Origin of the sequence: Streptomyces lonarensis, assembly GCF_012033735.1 — a bacterium.
In the GTDB taxonomy this organism is placed as follows: domain Bacteria; phylum Actinomycetota; class Actinomycetes; order Streptomycetales; family Streptomycetaceae; genus Streptomyces; species Streptomyces lonarensis.
Genome location: NZ_JAAVJD010000124.1, coordinates 1 through 16,201, shown reverse-complemented (window position 1 = coordinate 16,201; position 16,201 = coordinate 1). Strand labels below are relative to the sequence as shown.

Genomic DNA, 16,201 nt, shown 5'->3' with positions numbered 1-16,201 from the left:
GGGCGGGGTCAGCCGGCGGTGCCGCTGCCGGCACCCGGGCCGGTGCCCGCGCCGGCGGTCGGCCGGGTGTCGTCCCCGCCGGGCCCGTCGCCGGGGCCGTCGCCGTCACCACCGCCGGAGGCGGCGGTCGCGGGCTCGTTCCACTCCTCGTCGATCTCGAACGAGGTGGCGTTGTCGTACGCCTCGCGGTCCAGGATGTTCTCCCGGGCCGCCACGATCACCGGCACGGTCGCCTGGCCGGCGACGTTGGCGGAGGTGCGGATCATGTCGAGGATCGGGTCGATCGCCAGCAGCAGGCCGACGCCCTCCAGGGGCAGGCCCAGCGTCGACAGCGTCAGCGTGGTCATGACGGTCGCGCCGGTCATGCCCGCGGTGGCGGCGGAGCCGATCACCGAGACGAAGACGATGAGGATGTACTCCTGGATGCCCAGGCTGACGTCGAAGATCTCGGCGATGAAGATCGCGGCCAGCGCCGGGTAGATGGCGGCGCAGCCGTCCATCTTGGTGGTGGCGCCGAACGGCACGGCGAAGCTGGCGTACTCGCGCGGCACACCCAGGCGCTCGGTGGCGCGCTGCGTCACCGGCATGGTGCCGACGGAGGACCGGGAGACGAAGCCGAGCTGCAGGGCGGGCCAGGCGCCGCGGTAGAACTGCAGCGGGTTGACGCCGCCGAAGAAGCGCAGCAGCAGCGGGTAGACGCCGAACATCACCAGCAGGCTGCCGATGTAGACGGCGGCGGTGAACTTGGCGTAGTCGCCGAGCAGGTCCCAGCCGTACTCGTTGATGGAGCGGCCGATCAGGCCGAGGGTGCCCAGCGGCGCGAGGCGGATGACCCACCACAGCGCCTTCTGCAGCATCTCCAGCACGGTCTCGCCGAAGGTGATGACCGGGGCGGCGCGGTCACCCAGCTTCAGCGCGACGATGCCGACGATGGTGGCGAGGAAGACGATCTGCAGGACGCGGAGCTCCGCGAACGGCTCGATGATGTTGTTCGGGATGATCCCGGTGAGGAAGTCCAGCCAGGAGCCGGTGGTGCCCGGGGCCTCGCCGTCGGCGGGGGTGAGGCTGGAGCCGGAGCCCGGGTTGGTGATCAGGCCGAGGGTGATGCCGATGGCCACCGCGATCAGCGAGGTGATCAGGAACCACAGCAGTGTCTGGCCCGCCAGCCGGGCGGCGTTGGAGACCTTGCGCAGATTGGTGATGGAGACCGCGATGGCGAAGAACACCAGCGGTGCCACCGCGAGGCGGAGCAGCTGGACGAAGATCCGGCCGATCTCGCTGAGCGTCGTGCCGAGCCACTCGACGCTCCAGGTGCGCGCCACCCAGCCGAGCAGCACGCCGAGGGCCAGACCTATGAGTATCTGCGCCCAGAACGGTGGCAGGGATATACGCCGGCGGCCGGTCTCGGCCTTGGCGGTGGACGGGGAGGACACAGGGGGGCTCCGGTTGGGGGAGTGGGGACGGGGGTCGGGTGGTGCCTGGGCACGCCGTCGACCGATCCGTCCGTCGTGCGGGCGGTGCGGTCGGGCCGAGGTGGTCGGTCACCGTCGGCGGGACACAGACCGACGGGCACGCCGAAGGCGTGCCCGGTGCGCGGCGTGCTGCTCGAGGTCAGCTACACGCGGCGGTGTGGCGGCGACAGAGATCGATGTGCAGGCGCGCGACGAGCCTGGGGCGGCTCGGAGCGGAGTCGTGCGCGGCTGTCTTCACGTCGAACACATTAACACCAATCCTTTGAACTGCCCCAAGGCTGACTTTGGTTTGTGACCGTGGACAGCACAACACCCCACCGGGGAAAGGGATTCCCGATGGGGTGCGACGGTACGGGGTGACCTGCCTCACGCTCCGCGGAGCCGGAGCCGGAGCCGGAACCGCAGCCGAAGACGGGCCCGGAGCGGGGCCCGGCCGGGTGTGGTCAGTTGCGCTTGCCGGTCGCGGCCGAGTCGGTCGCGGTCGAGTCGGTCGCGGTGGAGCCGGTCGACGCCCCGGTGTCGCTGCCGTCCGATGCGGCGTCGGCGTCGGCGTCTGCGGCGTGGGCGTCGGTCGAAGCGGCGCCGCTCTGCGCGGGGACGGTGGCGCGGGCGGCGTCGTCCACGTCGTCCTCCATGGTGCGGTTGGCGTGCAGCCGCTGCCGGGTGCGGACCACGGCTCCGCCGACCTGCTCCGACATCGCCTCGCGCTGCCGGCTCAGCACGATGAAGCTGATGGGCGAGGAGATCAGGATGGCGAGCGCGATCAGCCACAGCGGGTTGGACGTGCCGATACCGGCCGGGATCAGCCCGAAGTGGCCGAGGCCGGTCACCACGGCCAGGCAGGCGACGAAAATGCCGACGCGCATCCCGGTGTAGCGGATGGTCGCGTGCTTGGTGTCGGTCACGGCTGCTTCCTTCGGCTGGGCGCTGTGCGCGTCTGCTGCTCCGGGGAGTCGGTGGTGCCTGTCCGATCCGCCGGGGTTGCCGGACTCGGTCGGGCCGCCCTCCAGTGAAGCATGCCGCCGCGGCCCTCAGGTCAGCGGGCGCCAGAACAGCACGTCGTCCCGGTAGTCGTCCTCGGCGACGCGGATGGCCTCGGGGGTCCGGCCGACCTCCTTGTAGCCGCAGGACTCGTAGAACCGCTCCAGGCCCAGGCCGCCGCGGCAGGTCAGCCGGATGGCGCGGATGCCGGCCGTGGCGCGGGCGGCGTCCTCGCAGGCGGTCATCAGCCGCCGGCCCTCGCCGGAGCCCTGCCAGGAGGGGTGGACCATCACCCGGTACAGGCCGACCCAGTGCCGCATCAGCCGATGGCTGTTGCGGTGGACGAAGGCGAGTGCGGCGGGCGCGCCCGCCGCGTCGACGCCGAGCACGAGCTGGGCGTCGCCCGCGGCGACCTGCGCCAGGTGGTCCTCGCAGACCTCCCGGATCTCCTCGGGGACCACCGGAGGCACGTAGCCGACCGCGCCGCCCGCGTTGGTGACGTCCGCCCACAGCCGCAGCAGGGCGTCGGTCAGCGCCGGCGTCACCTCCGGGTCGACGGTGTACTGGATACTCATGCGATTCATCGTATATTCCTGCGGCTGGGTCGTCGCCGCTGTCTCGCATGCCGGGCCACGGGAGGCGGGCACGCGGCGGCCCCGCCACCGGGTGCGGTGGCGGGGCCGAGGAACGTCGGTGGGCGAGGAGCGCCGCGGGTCAGAGTCGCATCGCCTGCGGCGACTCCCGCCGGTTGGCGTCCGGGCCGTCGTACTCCCGCACGATCTCGTACCGGGTGTTCCGCTCCAGCGGGCGGAAGCCCGCGTCACGGATCAGCTCCAGCAGGTCCTCGCGGGTCAGCTTGTCCGGCGTGCCGAACGAGTCCGCGTCGTGGGTGATCTTGTACTCCACGACCGAGCCGTCCATGTCGTCCGCGCCGTGCTGGAGCGCCAGCTGCGCGGTCTGCAGCCCGTGCATCACCCAGAACACCTTGACGTGCGGGATGTTGTCGAACAGCAGCCGGGAGACGGCGAAGGTCCGCAGCGCCTCGGCGCCGGTGGCCATCGTGGTCCGCGCCTGGAGCCGGTTGCGGATCTTGCCGTCCTTCATGTCCACGAAGTCGTGCTGGTACCGCAGCGGGATGAAGACCTGGAAACCGCCGGTCTCGTCCTGGAGCTCCCGCAGCCGCAGCACGTGGTCGACGCGGTGGCGCCGCTCCTCGATGTGGCCGTACAGCATGGTCGCCGGGGTCTTCAGCCCCTTGGCGTGCGCCAGCCGGTGGATGCGGGACCAGTCCTCCCAGTGGGTGCGGTGGTCCACGATGTGCTGCCGGACCTCCCAGTCGAAGATCTCGGCACCGCCGCCCGTCAGCGACTCCAGCCCCGCGTCGATCAGCTCGTCGAGGATCTCGTCCGCGCTCAGCCCGGAGATCTCCTCGAAGTGGTGGATCTCCGTCGCGGTGAACGCCTTGAGCTGGACGGTCTCCGGCAGGACCTCCTTCAGCGCCCGCAGCGACCGCGGGTAGTAGCGCCACGGGAGGTTGGGGTGGAGACCGTTGACGATGTGCAGTTCGGTGAGGTTGTCGCCCTCCATGGCCTTGGCCAGGCGGACCGCCTCCTCGATGCGCATCGTGTACGCGTCCTTCTCGCCCGGCTTGCGCTGGAACGAGCAGTACGCGCACGAGGCCGTGCAGACGTTGGTCATGTTGAGGTGGCGGTTGACGTTGAAGTACACGACGTCGCCGTTCTTCGCCGTCCGCACCTCGTGGGCCAGCCCGCCCAGCCAGGCCAGGTCGTCCGACTCGTACAGCGCGATGCCGTCCTCGCGGCTCAGCCGCTCGCCGGCACGGACCTTCTCCTCCAGCTCGCGCTTGAGTCCAGCGTCCATGGCCTGCCGCCTCCTCGTTGGTGTGTCTTCCGGTCCGAGCGTACGTGTCCGCTCAGTGGTCGAAGTCCTCGGGCAGCACCCCGACGCGGTTCTCCCACTTCGTGGAGAGCACGATCGTCGTCCGGGTGCGGGAGACGCCCCGGGTGCCCGACAGCCGGCGGATCGTCCGCTCCAGGCCGTCGACGTCGGTGGCGCGCACCTTCAGCATGTAGGAGTCGTCGCCCGCGATGAACCAGCAGTCCTCGATCTCCGCGAGGTGCCGCAGCCGTGCCGCGAGCTCCTCGTGGTCGGTCGCGTCGGACAGCTGGAGGCCGACGAGGGCGGTGACCCCGAGCCCCATCGACGGCGGGTCGATCGTCGCGCGGTACCCCGTGATCACACCGGCCGTCTCCAGCCGGTTGATGCGGTCGGTCACGCTCGGCCCGGACAGGCCCACCAGCCGGCCGAGCTCCGCGTAGGAGGCACGGCCGTTCTCACGCAGCGCCTGGATGAGCTGCCTGTCCACCGCGTCCATGTCGCTGCGCCTTTCGCTGTTCCGTCGGGAGCGTCTTTCCACGCACGAATCTAAGGCATGTGCCCGTGCTCGCTTACGACAGGCCCGGCGACGTGCCGCCCTCGCCGGCGCCGTCCCCGGTGCCGCCACCGCCGGCGGCGCCCGTCTCCGGCCGCTCGGCGGCGGGCGTGCCGCCGCCGAGCCGGCCCTCCCAGCGGCGGTACAGGCCATGGGGGACGCCCACCGCGTCCAGCGCCCGCCCCGCCACGAAGTCCACCAACTCCTGGATGTGCCGGGCCCCCGCGTAGAACCCCGGCGAGGCCGGCAGCACCACGGCGCCCGCGTCGTCCAACGTCACCAGGTGACGCAGCGTCTGCCCGTTGAGCGGCGTCTCCCGCACCGCGACCACCAGCGGCCGCCGCTCCTTCAGCGTCACGCTCGCCGCACGCTGCAGCAGGTCCTTCGACAGCCCGAGCGCGACCCCCGCCACGCAGGCGGTGGAGGCGGGCACGATCAGCATCCCCCGCACGGGGTACGACCCGGAGGAGGGCCCGGCCGCCAGGTCGCCGGCCGGCCAGTACCGCACCCCGGAGAGCTCCGGGGCGTACGCGTCGGGCGTGCCGTCCGCGCCGCGCGCCAACCAGGTGGCCAGGTCCTCCCGCCAGTGCGCGTCGCGGAAGGAGATCCCGGTCTCGTCCAGCAGCGTGAGCCGGGAGGCGCGGCTGACGACCAGGTCCACCGCCTCGCCCGCCGCCAGCAGCGCCCGGACCACCGCCGCCGCGAACGGCGTCCCGGACGCCCCCGAGACCCCCACCACCCACGGCACCCGCACTGCCTCGGCCATCCCGCACCGTCCGTTCCTGCCCGGTGCGCGCACCGGACGTAGTTTCTGCCCGGCCGCGCCGTCGCGCGGCCGCCGCTCCCCGACTGCCGGTGCCCGGCCGTGCCCGGCCGGGCAGCCGTCCGTCCGTCCGAGCCGGCGCCCGGTGGGTGCCGCCGTCCGGCGGGCGGCGATCTCGGCCGTTTCGGTGGTGGTCGCCGACGCCCCGCCGGGCGCCGCCCACCGGTGGCGCCACGCTCCGCGGGCGCGGCCGCCGGGCCGTTCCGCCAGGTCACGGGCGGTCAGCACACCGTGTCCGCCGTCTCGAGCGTAGCCCAGCTCCAGGTGAACGTCGGCTCACCGTCCGGTGACACCTCGGCCACGACGGGCCGTGGTCCGCGCACCCCTTAGGGTCGCCGTTGGACACTGTGCGGGGCGCGCACCGTCCCGGAGCCCGCCCGAGACCGACCGGGAGAGACATCATCAGCACCCTCCGCAAGCGGAGCGCCGCCCTCGGCGGCGGGGCGCTCCTGCTCGTCGTCGCCGCGACCACCAGCGGCTGCCAGTTCCAGCGGGCCGCCGGCGCGGGGGCCGGGGTCGGTGCTGCGGTCGACCAGTTGCTCTCCCGTGAGGCCGTCACCATGGAGGCCACCTTCCCGGCCGACCCGGAGGAGATCCACGCCTACCTGGAGCGGTCCGCCGAGCTGACCGACTCGCCGGCGCCGGGCCCCAACGACGCCGAGGTGCTCTCCGCCCTCGAACTGACAGCCGTCGCCGGCGACCCCGAGGGCGAGACCGCGATGCGCGACCTCGAACCGGGCGCCCCGCTCTCCACCGCCCTCTCGGTGGGCTTCGGCGGCAAGGACGCCGTCGGTATCAAGCAGATCGGCGGCGGGCTCTACCTCCGCATCGGCGCGGACACCCTGGTGCAGGACGCGCTGGGCGGCGACCGCGAGGCCGTCACCGCGGCGGAGCGGTTCATGGAGCGGGCAGCGGAACTCCCGCCGTCGCTCGACACCGCCTCCCGCGCGCTCCGCGGCGCCTGGGTGCTGGTCGACCCCTTCCTCTACCGCGCCTACGGCGACGCCCTCGACATCGGCGCCGGTGTGGACCGCGAGCTGACCGACCGGATCGCCGCCGCCCTCACCGACTCGGCGCCGCTCCTCAACTCGGAGCACCAGTGGTCCGTCCTCGGCGAGTTGGAGACGGCGCTCGCCGAGAACGCCACGCTGCGCGGCACCGGGACGGAGCACGGCGCGGAGCGGGTCGAGCTGCGGCTCACCGCGGCCCGCGCCGGTGAGGCGCTCGGCCCGCTGCTGGACCTGCTCACCCAGCAGAGCGACCGCTTCGGGCTGACCCCCGTCGTCCACGACCCGGTGGACCCGGACGCGCCGTTCGTCGCCGAACTCGCCATCCGCAACGGGGTGCTGTCCGAGGTCAACTTCGACCTGGGCCAGTTCGCCGGCGAGGACTTCCCCGAACTGCCGCTGCGGCTCCACCTCAACGGCGGCAGCGCCATCAGCCTCACCGCGCCCGAGGCGCCGCAACTCCACCCCGACGACCTGACGGTCGCCCTCCTCTACCTGGACCTGCGCGAGCAGCAGCGGCGCGAGGACCCCGACCGCGCCGACGTGCCCGGGCCCATGCAGCCCTGACGGCCCGTGACCGGCGCCCACCGCGGCACCGCGGCGCGCACCGCGCTGCGACGTTTGTGTGCGGGCCCGGTCCGGTTGGGTGCCCCCCGCCGCGGGTACGCGTCGCACCCGAGGTGACCGGCGGCCCATCGCCTAGCCTGGAGCGCCCGGCCGCCACCGGAGGCGGCCCGCCCGCCGGCCGCGCCCGACGGGAACCGGCGCCCCGGGCGGCGCGTGGGAGACGGTGACGGCGCGACCGGGCAGGCGGCAGCCGGCCCACGGGAGAGGTGACAGCGATGGTGAACCGCACGCCGCGCGGCCGACGGGCCGTCCAGGCCGGAGCGCTGATGCTCGGCTGGCTGGTGCTGATGTGGGTGCTGACCGCCCTCGACGGCGACAACCCGCGCTGCTTCCCCGGCGACCCGGACGCGCCGCTCGTCTGCGACCTCGGCATCGAACCCCGGCAGACCGGCGAGCTGCTCGACATCTACCCGGCCGCCTTCATGCACTTCGGGTACGACCACCTGATCGCCAACAGCGTGCCGCTGCTCATCTTCGGGTTCCTGGCCGCGCTCCGCGGTATCGCCCGCTTCCTGGGCGTCTGCTTCGTGATCATCACCGTCTCGGGGCTCGGCGTCTGGCTGTTCTCCTCCTCCGGCTCGATCACGGCGGGCGCCTCCGGCGTGGTCTTCGGCCTCTTCGGCTACCTGCTGGTCCGCGGCTTCGTGGAGCGCGACGCCGTGGACATCACCGTCGGGATCACCGTCTTCCTGCTGTACGGCTCGCTGCTGTGGGGCGTACTGCCCACCCAGACCGGCGTCTCCTGGCTCGGCCACCTCTTCGGGCTGGCCGGCGGTGTCCTGGCGGCGTTCTGGCTGCGGCGCGGTGAGACGCCCCGGCGGCGCCCCCGCCGGGCACCCGGACTCTCCGGGCCGCCTCCCGGCCACCCCGGCTGAGCGGGGCAGCCCCGGCGTGGCAAGCCGCGGAGGGCGGCTCGGTGACGGCTCCGCCGCGCGACACCGATCCCGCGCGGCGCGTAGTCGCGCAATCACGCCCGGTAACGCCTGTTCGTCGGCGCCCGGTCGTAGGGTCTGCGCATGACGATCGTGAACCCGGAACTCCGGCCCTACCTGATCGAGCACGCCACCCCGGCCGACGAGATCCTCCAGGAGCTCGCGGCGGAGAACCGGCGCGCCTACCCGCGTGACGTCCGCATGCAGATCACCCCGGACCAGGGCGCGTTCCTCGCGTTCCTGGTGCGCCTGACCGGTGCCCGCACCGTCGTCGAGGTCGGGACCTTCACCGGCTACTCCGCGATCTGGATCGCCCGCGCCCTCCCGGAGGGCGGCCGGCTCGTCACCTGCGACATCAGCGAGGAGTGGACCGCGGTCGCCCGCCGGTACTGGGAGCGGGCCGAGGTCACCGACCGGATCGAACTGCGGCTCGGCGACGCGGCGCAGACCCTCCGGGAGATGCCGCGCGAGGAGCACGTCGACCTCGCCTTCGTCGACGCCGACAAGGTGGGCTACCCGGTCTACTACGAGGAGGTGCTGGCGCGGCTGCGGCCCAACGGCCTGATGGTGCTCGACAACACCCTCCAGCGTGGGCTGGTCGTCGACGCGTCGGACACCTCGCCCTCCACGCTCGCCATCCGCGAGATCAACGACGCGATCGCCGCCGACAAGCGGGTCGAGTCGGTACTGCTGTCGGTCTACGACGGGCTGACGGTCGTCCGGAAGCGCTGACCGGCCGGAAGCGCCGGCGCCGGCCGACGGCGGCCCGCCGCGGCAACCATCGGCCGCGGCGGGCGACGGGCGGGCTCGGCCCAGGCACGGCTCAGCGGTCGGGCGGCCCGCCCTCCTCCGGACGCCGCCCGCCGTCCCCGCCCCCGTCGGCGGGGCGGCTCCCGCCGTCCGGCGCGGCCCCGTCCGGGCCGTCGGGGGCCTGTGGCTCCAGCTCCGTCAGCTCGTCGGCGAACACCTGCGACAGCGGCTGCGGTCCGACGTACCGCTGGCAGGTGCACGGCGCGGGCGCGTAGCCGGTCGGGCGGTGCTGCGCGTCCCAGCCGGTCGGTCGGGCGACCTCCTCGTGACACCGGCCGCGACGGTCGTGCTGGGCGAGGTGGTGACCGCAGCCGCAGACCGGGTCCGGCGCCTCCCGGTCGTCCGGCCGGGAGCGCAGCAGCCGCCGCTCCTCCGCCCGCAGCGCCTCGATCCGCCGCTCCTGCCTACTGAGTTGGGCGCCGCGCAGCGAGTCCAGGAAGAAGGTGACCGCGCCGCACACCACGAGCACGCCCACGATCCACATCCCGACCGCCGCCATGACGCGTCACCTCCGCACCCGAGGCTACGCCGCGCCGGCCCGCCCCGGCAGCCCACGCGCGCCGGGCGCGGGCGTCCGGGCGCGGGACGCACCGCACACCCCCGCCGGCGCCGTCAGACGCTGCTCGCCAGCGACAGCTTGACGGCGAACCCGAGGAACCCGGCACCGGCCAGCGCCATGCCGCCCGCCTGCAGCGCCCGGCGTCGGCGGAAGGCGGCGGCCAGTCGGGCGCCGAGGAGGATCAGCAGGCTGAGGTAGGCGATGCTGAACAGCTGCACCCACAGCCCCAGCGCCAGGAACGACAGCGCGGGGTACGGGTAGGCCGGGTCCACGAACTGCACGAAGAACGAGACGAAGAACAGGATCGCCTTCGGGTTCACCAGGCTCGCCAGCAGCGCCCGCCGGAACGGCCGCTCGCCCGGTACCGGCGGCGCCTCCGCGACCGCCTCCACCTCCGCCAGCCGCTGCCGCCTGCGCCGCCAGAGCGCCCACGCGCCCCGCAGCATGCCGAGGGCCAGCCAGGCGAGGTAACCGGCGCCGAGGAACTTGACCACGGTGAACGCCACGGGGCTCGCGCTCAGCAGCGAGGCGGCGCCTCCGGCGGAGAGCACCATCAGCACGGCGTCCCCGCAGAGCACCCCGCCCGCGGCCCGGTATCCGGCGCGCACGCCCAGCCGGGCGCCCGCGGAGAGGACGTACAGCGAGTTCGGGCCCGGCATCAGGATGATCAGGGCCAGGCCCACCAGGTAGGTGGGCAGATCGGTTATCCCCAGCATGGGGCGCATGGTGCCACATGCCCCCGGTGCCGCAGGTGTCCGTTCCGTCCCCCGGTCGGGTCCGGCACGGCGCGTGCCCCGCCGGAACGTTCCGTGGCGGAAGGAAGCGGGCGGGGCACAAGGGGGCGGGCCGCGGCGCGCTCCGGTCGGTGCGCGCGGTGGGACGCACCGGCCGGTCGGCTCACGGGGCGATGAGCACCTTCAGCGCCTCGCGCCGGTCCATCGCGCGGTAGCCCTCGGGGGTCTCGTCGAGGCCCACCGTCCGGTCGAAGACGCGGCCGGGCTCCACCCGGCCCTCCAGGACGTCGGGGAGCAGCTCGTCGATGTAGGCACGGACCGGGGCGGGCCCGCCGGTCAGCGTGACGTTGCCGCCGAAGAGGCTGCCGAATCCGACGGGCGCGGACTCGTACTGCGGCACCCCCACCCGGCTGATGACGCCGCCGGGCCGCACCACGCCCACCGCCGTCTCGTAGGCGGGCATGTGGCCCACGGCCTCCAGCACGGCGTGCGTGCCGTCACCGCCGGTCAGCTCCCGGACCCGCTCGACGCCCTCCTCGCCGCGCTCGGCCACGACATCGGTGGCGCCGAACTCCCGCCCGAGGTCGGTGCGGGAGGTGTGGCGGCCCATGAGGATGATCCGCTCGGCGCCCATCCGCTGCGCGGAGAGCACCGCCAGCAGCCCGACGGCACCGTCGCCGATGACGGTGACGGTGGTCCCCGGTCCGACCCGGCCCAGCCGCGCCGCGTGGTGGCCGGTGCCGTAGACGTCGGCGAGGGTCAGCAGGGAGGGCAGCAGGGCGGAGTCCTCCGCGACGGGCAGCCGCACCAGGGTGCCGTCCGCCTGGGGTACGCGGATCGCCTCGGCCTGCCCGCCGCCGAAGACCCCGCCCCGGCGGCAGGAGGTGTGCAGCCCCTCGCGGCAGAAGACGCAGCTGTTGTCCGACCAGACGAACGGGGCGACGACGAGGTCGCCGCGGCGGACCCCGCTCACCTCGCTGCCCAGTTCCTCGACGACGCCCAGGAACTCGTGGCCCATCGGCGCGCCCCGGTCGCGGCGCTTCATGGAGTGGTAGGGGTGCAGGTCGCTGCCGCAGACGCAGGACCGCACGATGCGCACCACCGCGTCGGTGGGCTCGCGCAGCTGCGGGTCGGGAACCTCCTCGACCCGTACGTCGCCCGCTCCGTACATCACCGTCGCTCGCATCGGGGAACCTCTCTCGCTCCGTTCGGGGAGCGGCGCCTACCCGCTGATCAGCGGGAAACGCTCCGGGGCGCCGCGCTGCCGGCCGCCGCCGCACGCGCGACACCGCCCCCGGCCCCGGGGGGCGGAGGCGGCGTCGTGGTACCCGACGTTCGGGGCGTCGGGTGGTACGGCTACCGACGCGTGGCGCGGCGGCATTGGTTCCGTGGGTGCGCGCCGGGCGTGCGCGCGGGGGTGTGCGGGGTGCGGCGACTCAGCCGATCCGCACGGCGCCGGTGGGCGGGGAGTAGCTGAGGTCCTGCTCCACCACGCCGGTCGACGGGTTCTGCGCGCCGACGAACTTGCCGTTGCCGACGTAGATCGCCACGTGGTAGGCGCTGCCGCGGCCGCCCCAGTACAGCAGGTCGCCCGGCTGGGCGTCGCTGACGGCGATGGCGGTGCCCATGGCGGACTGCTCCTGCGAGGTCCGCGGGAGCGAGATGCCGGCGGAGGCGTAGGCCGCGCCGGTCAGTCCGGAGCAGTCCCAGGCGCCGGGGCCGGTGGCCCCGAGCTGGTAGGCGCTGCCCACCTGGGAGCGGGCGAAGCCCACGATGCCGGAGCCGCTGCCGGACGGCGCGGGGGCCGGGGCGGAGGCGGACGGCGCGGTCGACGCCTCGCCGGAGGTCGCGGCGAGCGGCGTGCGCTCGGCGCTGCGGGAGGCGGCCTGCTCGCTGCGCTCCTCGGCGGCGGCCTCCTCGGCGGCACGCTCCTCGGCGGCGCGGGCCTCCTCGGCCGCGCGCTCACGGGCGGCACGCTCCTCCGCGGCGCGGGCCTCCTCCTCGTCGGCCTTCTGCTTCGCGGCGGCCTTCTCGGCGCGCACCCAGGCGAGGGTCTGGGCCTGGTCGAGGTCGGCGGCGGAGATGTAGCGCTCGGCGGCCTCGGCGGCCTGGGCCGCGCCGGCCACGTGCACGGTGCTGAGGGTCGTCACGGTGGGGAGTTCGCCGGTGGCCTCGGTGGGCTTCTCGTCGGCCTGGGCGGTGCCGGCCGGAGCGGCGACCGCGATGGTGCCCAGGACGCCGGACAGGACTCCGCCACGCAGCAGCTGGGTGGCGCGCGCCTGGCGGGGCTTGCGGTGCCGGCCGGTGGGACGAGTGGTGCGGATTGGGGACATGGGCACCAGCCGTATCAAGGCCCGGCAACTGGGCTCAAGAAACGTGTAATGCGACACAAGTGCCCATCATGAGCGGTCATATGCCCGGAATGTCTCGCGTACGCCGTACGGCGGGGCCGTATCGGCCGGTGCGTGGCGGGGCCATGCGCAGGCAGTTGTCCGAAATAGCCCGCATTGGCCGCGACTTAGCACGGTGTCCTGGGTGCGGCAATGGTGATCATCGACGGGCCGTCAGTCTCGTGACGCAGCTCATAGGGGAGCCGGGGGCCCGGTCTCACCCAGCGGAACGACGGGCGGACGCTCTTGCGGCACCCGCCGGGATGTGCGGTTCCACGCCCCCCGTGAGGGAGGACGCGGTCGGCCGTGCGGTCGCAGTCGGCGTCCCGCGTGGCGGCGCGTGGGCCGCAGGCGGTCGAGGCGGCCTGCCTCCGGGCAGCTCCCGCAAGGCCGCCTCCCGGTCCGTGCCACGGCGCTCCGCCCCCGCGGCGTCCGGTAGTCGGACGCACCGCGGCCCCGCGCGGCGGGTGCCGTGCGGGGCCGTGCGGGGCCGTGCGGGTCGCCGGCGGAGCCGGACCGCCCGCGCGGGCGATCTCGGGGGAGAGGGGGGCGCGCTCAGCGCCCCAGCTCGCGGGAGATGCGGCCCAGCTGCTCCAACCGCTGCTCCAGCGTCGGGTGCGAGGACAGCAGCTTGCTGAAGGAGTTCCCGGAGAAGGCGGGGGCGAAGAAGAAGGCGTTGAAGGGCTCCGCCTGCCGCAGGTCCCGCGTGGGGATCTGGGCCATCTGGCCGCTGACCTTGGTGAGCGCGGAGGCGAGCGCGGACGGCTTCCCGGTGAGCAGTGCGGCGCCCCGGTCGGCGGACAGCTCGCGGTAGCGGGAGAGCAGCCGGGTCAGCAGGAAGCTGACGGCGTAGACCACGGCGCTCACCAGCGGAATGATCAGGAACAGGATCTGCGCCTGGTTGTTGCCGTTGCGGCCGCCGCCGCGCATCATCCCGCTCCACAACGCCATCCGGGTGACGGTGCCGGCGAGCACCCCCAGGAAGGACGCGAACGTCATCACGGCCACGTCGCGGTGGGCGACGTGCGACAGCTCGTGGGCGAGGACGCCCTCCAGCTCCTCCGGCTCCAGCCGGCGCAGCAGGCCGGTGGTGGCGCACACCAGCGCCTTCTTCTGGCTGCGGCCGGTGGCGAAGGCGTTCGGGACGTCGGTGTCGGCGATGGCGACCCGCGGCTTCGGCAGATCGGAGAGCGCGCAGAGCCGGTCGATGGCGGCGTGCAGCTCCGGCGCCTGCTGCGGGCTGACCTCGCGCGCTCCCATGCTGTAGGCCGCGATCCGGTCGCTGAACCAGAACTGGGCGACGAAGAGGCCGCCCGTGAACAGCAGGACCAGCGGCCACGCGTTCTGGAAGGCGGCCAGCAGCACGCCGATCAGCACCACGTAGAGCAGACCGATCAGGAACATCGTGGTGACCATCCGGCTGGTGAGGCCGCGGTCGGGTGCGTAGCGGGTGCGCGTCATGGTGTCCACCTCCTCCTTCTCCTCCTTCGGACCTTACGCCGCCGCAGGTCGGAACGGCGTCAGCCGGGGGTCGGAGCGGTCGGCCCGCGGGCTCCTGCTCCGGTCGGAGACGGGACTCCGGGAGAGGGCGGTCCGACCCGGGCGGCGTGCGCCACGGCCGGGGCATCGGGGGCGGCGTGGCACCCGGCGCGAACACCGGGTCCGTCCGGCGGCCGGCTCGGGACCTCCGGGCACACCCCGGGGCCGTGCGGGCAGCGAGCCGCGCGACGCCACAGCCCCGGCAGCTGCCCGCGCCCGACCTCACGCCGTGCGGAGGGGTGGGCGGCGGCGCAGCGGCAGGAGGACGGGGACGAGGGCGGCCGCGCCACCTGCGCCGAGCGCGGGCCGACCGGCTCGCCGCTCCGCCCGGGAAGCGCTGCGGTCCGCTCAGTCCTCGGCGGTGAGCCCGGGGGCGCCCCAGACGGGGAACCAGCGGGTCAGGTCGGTCTCGGTGCGCAGGTCGTCGCCGAGCGCGCTGTTGATCTGCAGCTCCAGCGGGTTGTCCCGCTTCTCCCCGCCGCCGGGGGCCGGCGCGAAGGGGTAGAAGGTGCCCCGCTTGTAGAGGTAGACGAGCGCGAGCGACCGGCCGCGGTCGTCCCGGAACCCCACCAGCGAGCAGAGCAGCTGCGGTCCGAACCCGGCCGACTCCAGCGAGGTGTTCACCGCGTGGAGGTCGTTGACCAGCGAGACCAGGTCCTGCGGGTCGCGGCGGCAGAGCAGCCAGGTGTAGCCGAAGCGGTCGCGCACCGTCTCGGCCTCCCGGCCGAGCAGCGCGGTGGTGTCCTGCTCCAGCCGGCTGAAGGCGCCGCCCTCGGCCCCGGCGAAGCAGACCGAGCCGAGGCCCGTCGGGGTGAACCCCGAGCCCGCCTCCAGCGTCACCGCCGCGGACGGCAGCGCGAAGAGTTGGTCGAGGTCGGGCTGCACCGGCTTGCGGCGGCCGAAGATCGCGTCCAGGAATCCCATGGTGGGGTCAGCGTAGTGGAGCGGCGGCCCGCCCGTCGCGGTGCCGCCGCCCCCTGGCGGCGCGAGCCGCTCACCCCCACCACTGGTCGTAGGCGAGGCGGCTGACCAGCGCCGCGACGACGACCAGCAGCACCACCCGGACGAAGCCGCTGCCACGGCGCAGCGCCATGTGCGCGCCGACCCAGCTGCCGGCGATGTTGAAGACCGCCATCGCGGCCGCGAGTTGCCAGAGCACGGTGCCGTGGAAGGAGAAGGCGACCAGCGCGCCCAGGTTGGTGCCGACGTTGACGACCTTGGCGGTGGCCGAGGCGGAGAGCATCGTCATGTGCAGCAGGCCGACGAAGGCGATGATCAGGAAGGTGCCGGTGCCCGGGCCCAACAGCCCGTCGTAGAAGCCGACTCCGGCCCCGGCCACCAGCAGCGCCAGGGCGCCGCGCCGCCGCGAGGCGACGCGGCCGCTGTCCTGGGTGCCGAAGGAGGGGCGCAGCACCACGAACAGCGCCACGGCGAGCAGCAGCACCATGATGAGTGGTTGCAGCACCTCTTTGCTGACCGCGGTTGCGAACGATGCGCCCACGGCCGACGAGACGCAGGCGAGCACCCCGAACCGCAGCGCCAACCGGACGTCCACCGGGTGGCGCCGGGCGTAGGTGACCGCGGCGAAGGAGGTGCCGGCGATGGCGGTCGCCTTGTTGGTGCCCAGCGCGTACGCGGGTGCGTGCTGCGGCAGCCCGAGCAGCAGCGCCGGCACCAGCAGCAGCCCGCCGCCGCCCACGACGGCGTCGACCCAGCCGGCGAGCGCCGCGGCGAGGAAAAGCATCAGTAGCACGGGCAACGACAGCTCCAGCATGGGATCAGCGTACGGAGCCGGTCCGCGGCGGCCCGTCCGCGGGCCCGCCCCGGTGACGCGGCCCGCGGCGGCCGCCCAGGGCGGCGGCGCCGGGCCCCGAC

General features: G+C 74.1%; 16 protein-coding genes. 3 read left to right on the top strand and 13 right to left on the bottom strand.

The window, feature by feature from the left end; all coding sequences use genetic code 11:
• Nucleotides 1–8: 8 nt before the first annotated feature.
• The 6 genes from HCN56_RS15920 to HCN56_RS15895 all read right to left on the bottom strand — a co-directional run bounded on the left by HCN56_RS15920 (nt 9) and on the right by HCN56_RS15895 (nt 5,671).
• Nucleotides 9–1,433, bottom strand: coding sequence for a dicarboxylate/amino acid:cation symporter (locus tag HCN56_RS15920; RefSeq protein ID WP_167971676.1), 1,425 nt, complete (start codon nt 1,431–1,433; stop codon nt 9–11).
• A 482-nt stretch (nt 1,434–1,915) separates the two neighbouring features.
• Nucleotides 1,916–2,377, bottom strand: coding sequence for a DUF4229 domain-containing protein (locus HCN56_RS15915; RefSeq protein ID WP_312871257.1), 462 nt, complete (start codon nt 2,375–2,377; stop codon nt 1,916–1,918).
• A 126-nt stretch (nt 2,378–2,503) separates the two neighbouring features.
• The gene (locus HCN56_RS15910) at nt 2,504–3,028 is read right to left on the bottom strand and encodes a GNAT family N-acetyltransferase (protein ID WP_167971674.1); all 525 of its coding nucleotides are present in this window, start codon (nt 3,026–3,028) and stop codon (nt 2,504–2,506) included.
• 139 nt (nt 3,029–3,167) lie between these two features.
• Nucleotides 3,168–4,334, bottom strand: coding sequence for an aminofutalosine synthase MqnE (gene mqnE, locus HCN56_RS15905; RefSeq protein WP_167971672.1), 1,167 nt, complete (start codon nt 4,332–4,334; stop codon nt 3,168–3,170).
• Nucleotides 4,335–4,386: 52 nt separating this feature from the next.
• Complete coding sequence (locus HCN56_RS15900; RefSeq protein ID WP_167971670.1) at nt 4,387–4,848, bottom strand: Lrp/AsnC family transcriptional regulator; 462 nt, start codon at nt 4,846–4,848, stop codon at nt 4,387–4,389.
• Nucleotides 4,849–4,921: 73 nt separating this feature from the next.
• On the bottom strand, nt 4,922–5,671 hold the full coding sequence (locus HCN56_RS15895) for a UbiX family flavin prenyltransferase (RefSeq protein WP_167971668.1): 750 nt from the start codon (nt 5,669–5,671) through the stop codon (nt 4,922–4,924).
• A 395-nt stretch (nt 5,672–6,066) separates the two neighbouring features.
• Between HCN56_RS15895 and HCN56_RS15890 the strand changes: the two genes are divergently transcribed.
• The 3 genes from HCN56_RS15890 to HCN56_RS15880 all read left to right on the top strand — a co-directional run bounded on the left by HCN56_RS15890 (nt 6,067) and on the right by HCN56_RS15880 (nt 9,026).
• A complete protein-coding gene (locus HCN56_RS15890; RefSeq protein ID WP_167971666.1) occupies nt 6,067–7,302 on the top strand; it encodes a hypothetical protein in 1,236 nt (411 codons plus the stop codon).
• A 275-nt stretch (nt 7,303–7,577) separates the two neighbouring features.
• Nucleotides 7,578–8,237, top strand: a complete 660-nt coding sequence (locus HCN56_RS15885) for a rhomboid family intramembrane serine protease (RefSeq protein ID WP_167971664.1) — start codon at nt 7,578–7,580, stop codon at nt 8,235–8,237.
• A gap of 141 nt (nt 8,238–8,378) precedes the next feature.
• Nucleotides 8,379–9,026 (top strand): O-methyltransferase, encoded by a 648-nt coding sequence (locus HCN56_RS15880; protein WP_167971662.1) that lies wholly within the window; start codon nt 8,379–8,381, stop codon nt 9,024–9,026.
• 91 nt (nt 9,027–9,117) lie between these two features.
• Here the strand turns inward: HCN56_RS15880 and HCN56_RS15875 are convergent, their stop codons facing one another.
• The 7 genes from HCN56_RS15875 to HCN56_RS15845 all read right to left on the bottom strand — a co-directional run bounded on the left by HCN56_RS15875 (nt 9,118) and on the right by HCN56_RS15845 (nt 16,100).
• Complete coding sequence (locus tag HCN56_RS15875) at nt 9,118–9,603, bottom strand: hypothetical protein (protein WP_312871256.1); 486 nt, start codon at nt 9,601–9,603, stop codon at nt 9,118–9,120.
• Between the two features lie 113 nt (nt 9,604–9,716).
• Nucleotides 9,717–10,379 carry a leucine efflux protein LeuE gene (gene leuE / locus HCN56_RS15870; RefSeq protein ID WP_167971660.1) on the bottom strand — a complete coding sequence of 221 codons (663 nt, stop codon included), beginning with the start codon at nt 10,377–10,379 and terminating at the stop codon, nt 9,717–9,719.
• A 181-nt stretch (nt 10,380–10,560) separates the two neighbouring features.
• Complete coding sequence (locus HCN56_RS15865) at nt 10,561–11,583, bottom strand: zinc-binding dehydrogenase (RefSeq protein WP_209312800.1); 1,023 nt, start codon at nt 11,581–11,583, stop codon at nt 10,561–10,563.
• A gap of 250 nt (nt 11,584–11,833) precedes the next feature.
• Nucleotides 11,834–12,730, bottom strand: coding sequence for a C40 family peptidase (locus HCN56_RS15860; protein ID WP_167971680.1), 897 nt, complete (start codon nt 12,728–12,730; stop codon nt 11,834–11,836).
• Nucleotides 12,731–13,342: 612 nt separating this feature from the next.
• Nucleotides 13,343–14,248 (bottom strand): zinc metalloprotease HtpX, encoded by a 906-nt coding sequence (gene htpX, locus HCN56_RS15855; protein WP_167971678.1) that lies wholly within the window; start codon nt 14,246–14,248, stop codon nt 13,343–13,345.
• A 426-nt stretch (nt 14,249–14,674) separates the two neighbouring features.
• On the bottom strand, nt 14,675–15,250 hold the full coding sequence (pspAB, locus tag HCN56_RS15850) for a PspA-associated protein PspAB (RefSeq protein WP_167971658.1): 576 nt from the start codon (nt 15,248–15,250) through the stop codon (nt 14,675–14,677).
• Nucleotides 15,251–15,320: 70 nt separating this feature from the next.
• Nucleotides 15,321–16,100, bottom strand: a complete 780-nt coding sequence (locus HCN56_RS15845; RefSeq protein WP_167971657.1) for a sulfite exporter TauE/SafE family protein — start codon at nt 16,098–16,100, stop codon at nt 15,321–15,323.
• Nucleotides 16,101–16,201: the final 101 nt, after the last annotated feature.

Coding starts and splice junctions, on each gene's coding strand:
- HCN56_RS15910 (WP_167971674.1), bottom strand. CDS start 3,028: ATGAGTATCCAGTACACCGTCGACCCGGAGGTGACGCCGGCGCTGACC.
- mqnE (WP_167971672.1), bottom strand. CDS start 4,334: ATGGACGCTGGACTCAAGCGCGAGCTGGAGGAGAAGGTCCGTGCCGGC.
- HCN56_RS15900 (WP_167971670.1), bottom strand. CDS start 4,848: ATGGACGCGGTGGACAGGCAGCTCATCCAGGCGCTGCGTGAGAACGGC.
- HCN56_RS15895 (WP_167971668.1), bottom strand. CDS start 5,671: ATGGCCGAGGCAGTGCGGGTGCCGTGGGTGGTGGGGGTCTCGGGGGCG.
- HCN56_RS15885 (WP_167971664.1), top strand. CDS start 7,578: ATGGTGAACCGCACGCCGCGCGGCCGACGGGCCGTCCAGGCCGGAGCG.
- HCN56_RS15880 (WP_167971662.1), top strand. CDS start 8,379: ATGACGATCGTGAACCCGGAACTCCGGCCCTACCTGATCGAGCACGCC.
- HCN56_RS15875 (WP_312871256.1), bottom strand. CDS start 9,603: ATGGCGGCGGTCGGGATGTGGATCGTGGGCGTGCTCGTGGTGTGCGGC.
- leuE (WP_167971660.1), bottom strand. CDS start 10,379: ATGCTGGGGATAACCGATCTGCCCACCTACCTGGTGGGCCTGGCCCTG.
- HCN56_RS15865 (WP_209312800.1), bottom strand. CDS start 11,583: ATGCGAGCGACGGTGATGTACGGAGCGGGCGACGTACGGGTCGAGGAG.
- HCN56_RS15860 (WP_167971680.1), bottom strand. CDS start 12,730: ATGTCCCCAATCCGCACCACTCGTCCCACCGGCCGGCACCGCAAGCCC.
- htpX (WP_167971678.1), bottom strand. CDS start 14,248: ATGACGCGCACCCGCTACGCACCCGACCGCGGCCTCACCAGCCGGATG.
- pspAB (WP_167971658.1), bottom strand. CDS start 15,250: ATGGGATTCCTGGACGCGATCTTCGGCCGCCGCAAGCCGGTGCAGCCC.
- HCN56_RS15845 (WP_167971657.1), bottom strand. CDS start 16,100: ATGCTGGAGCTGTCGTTGCCCGTGCTACTGATGCTTTTCCTCGCCGCG.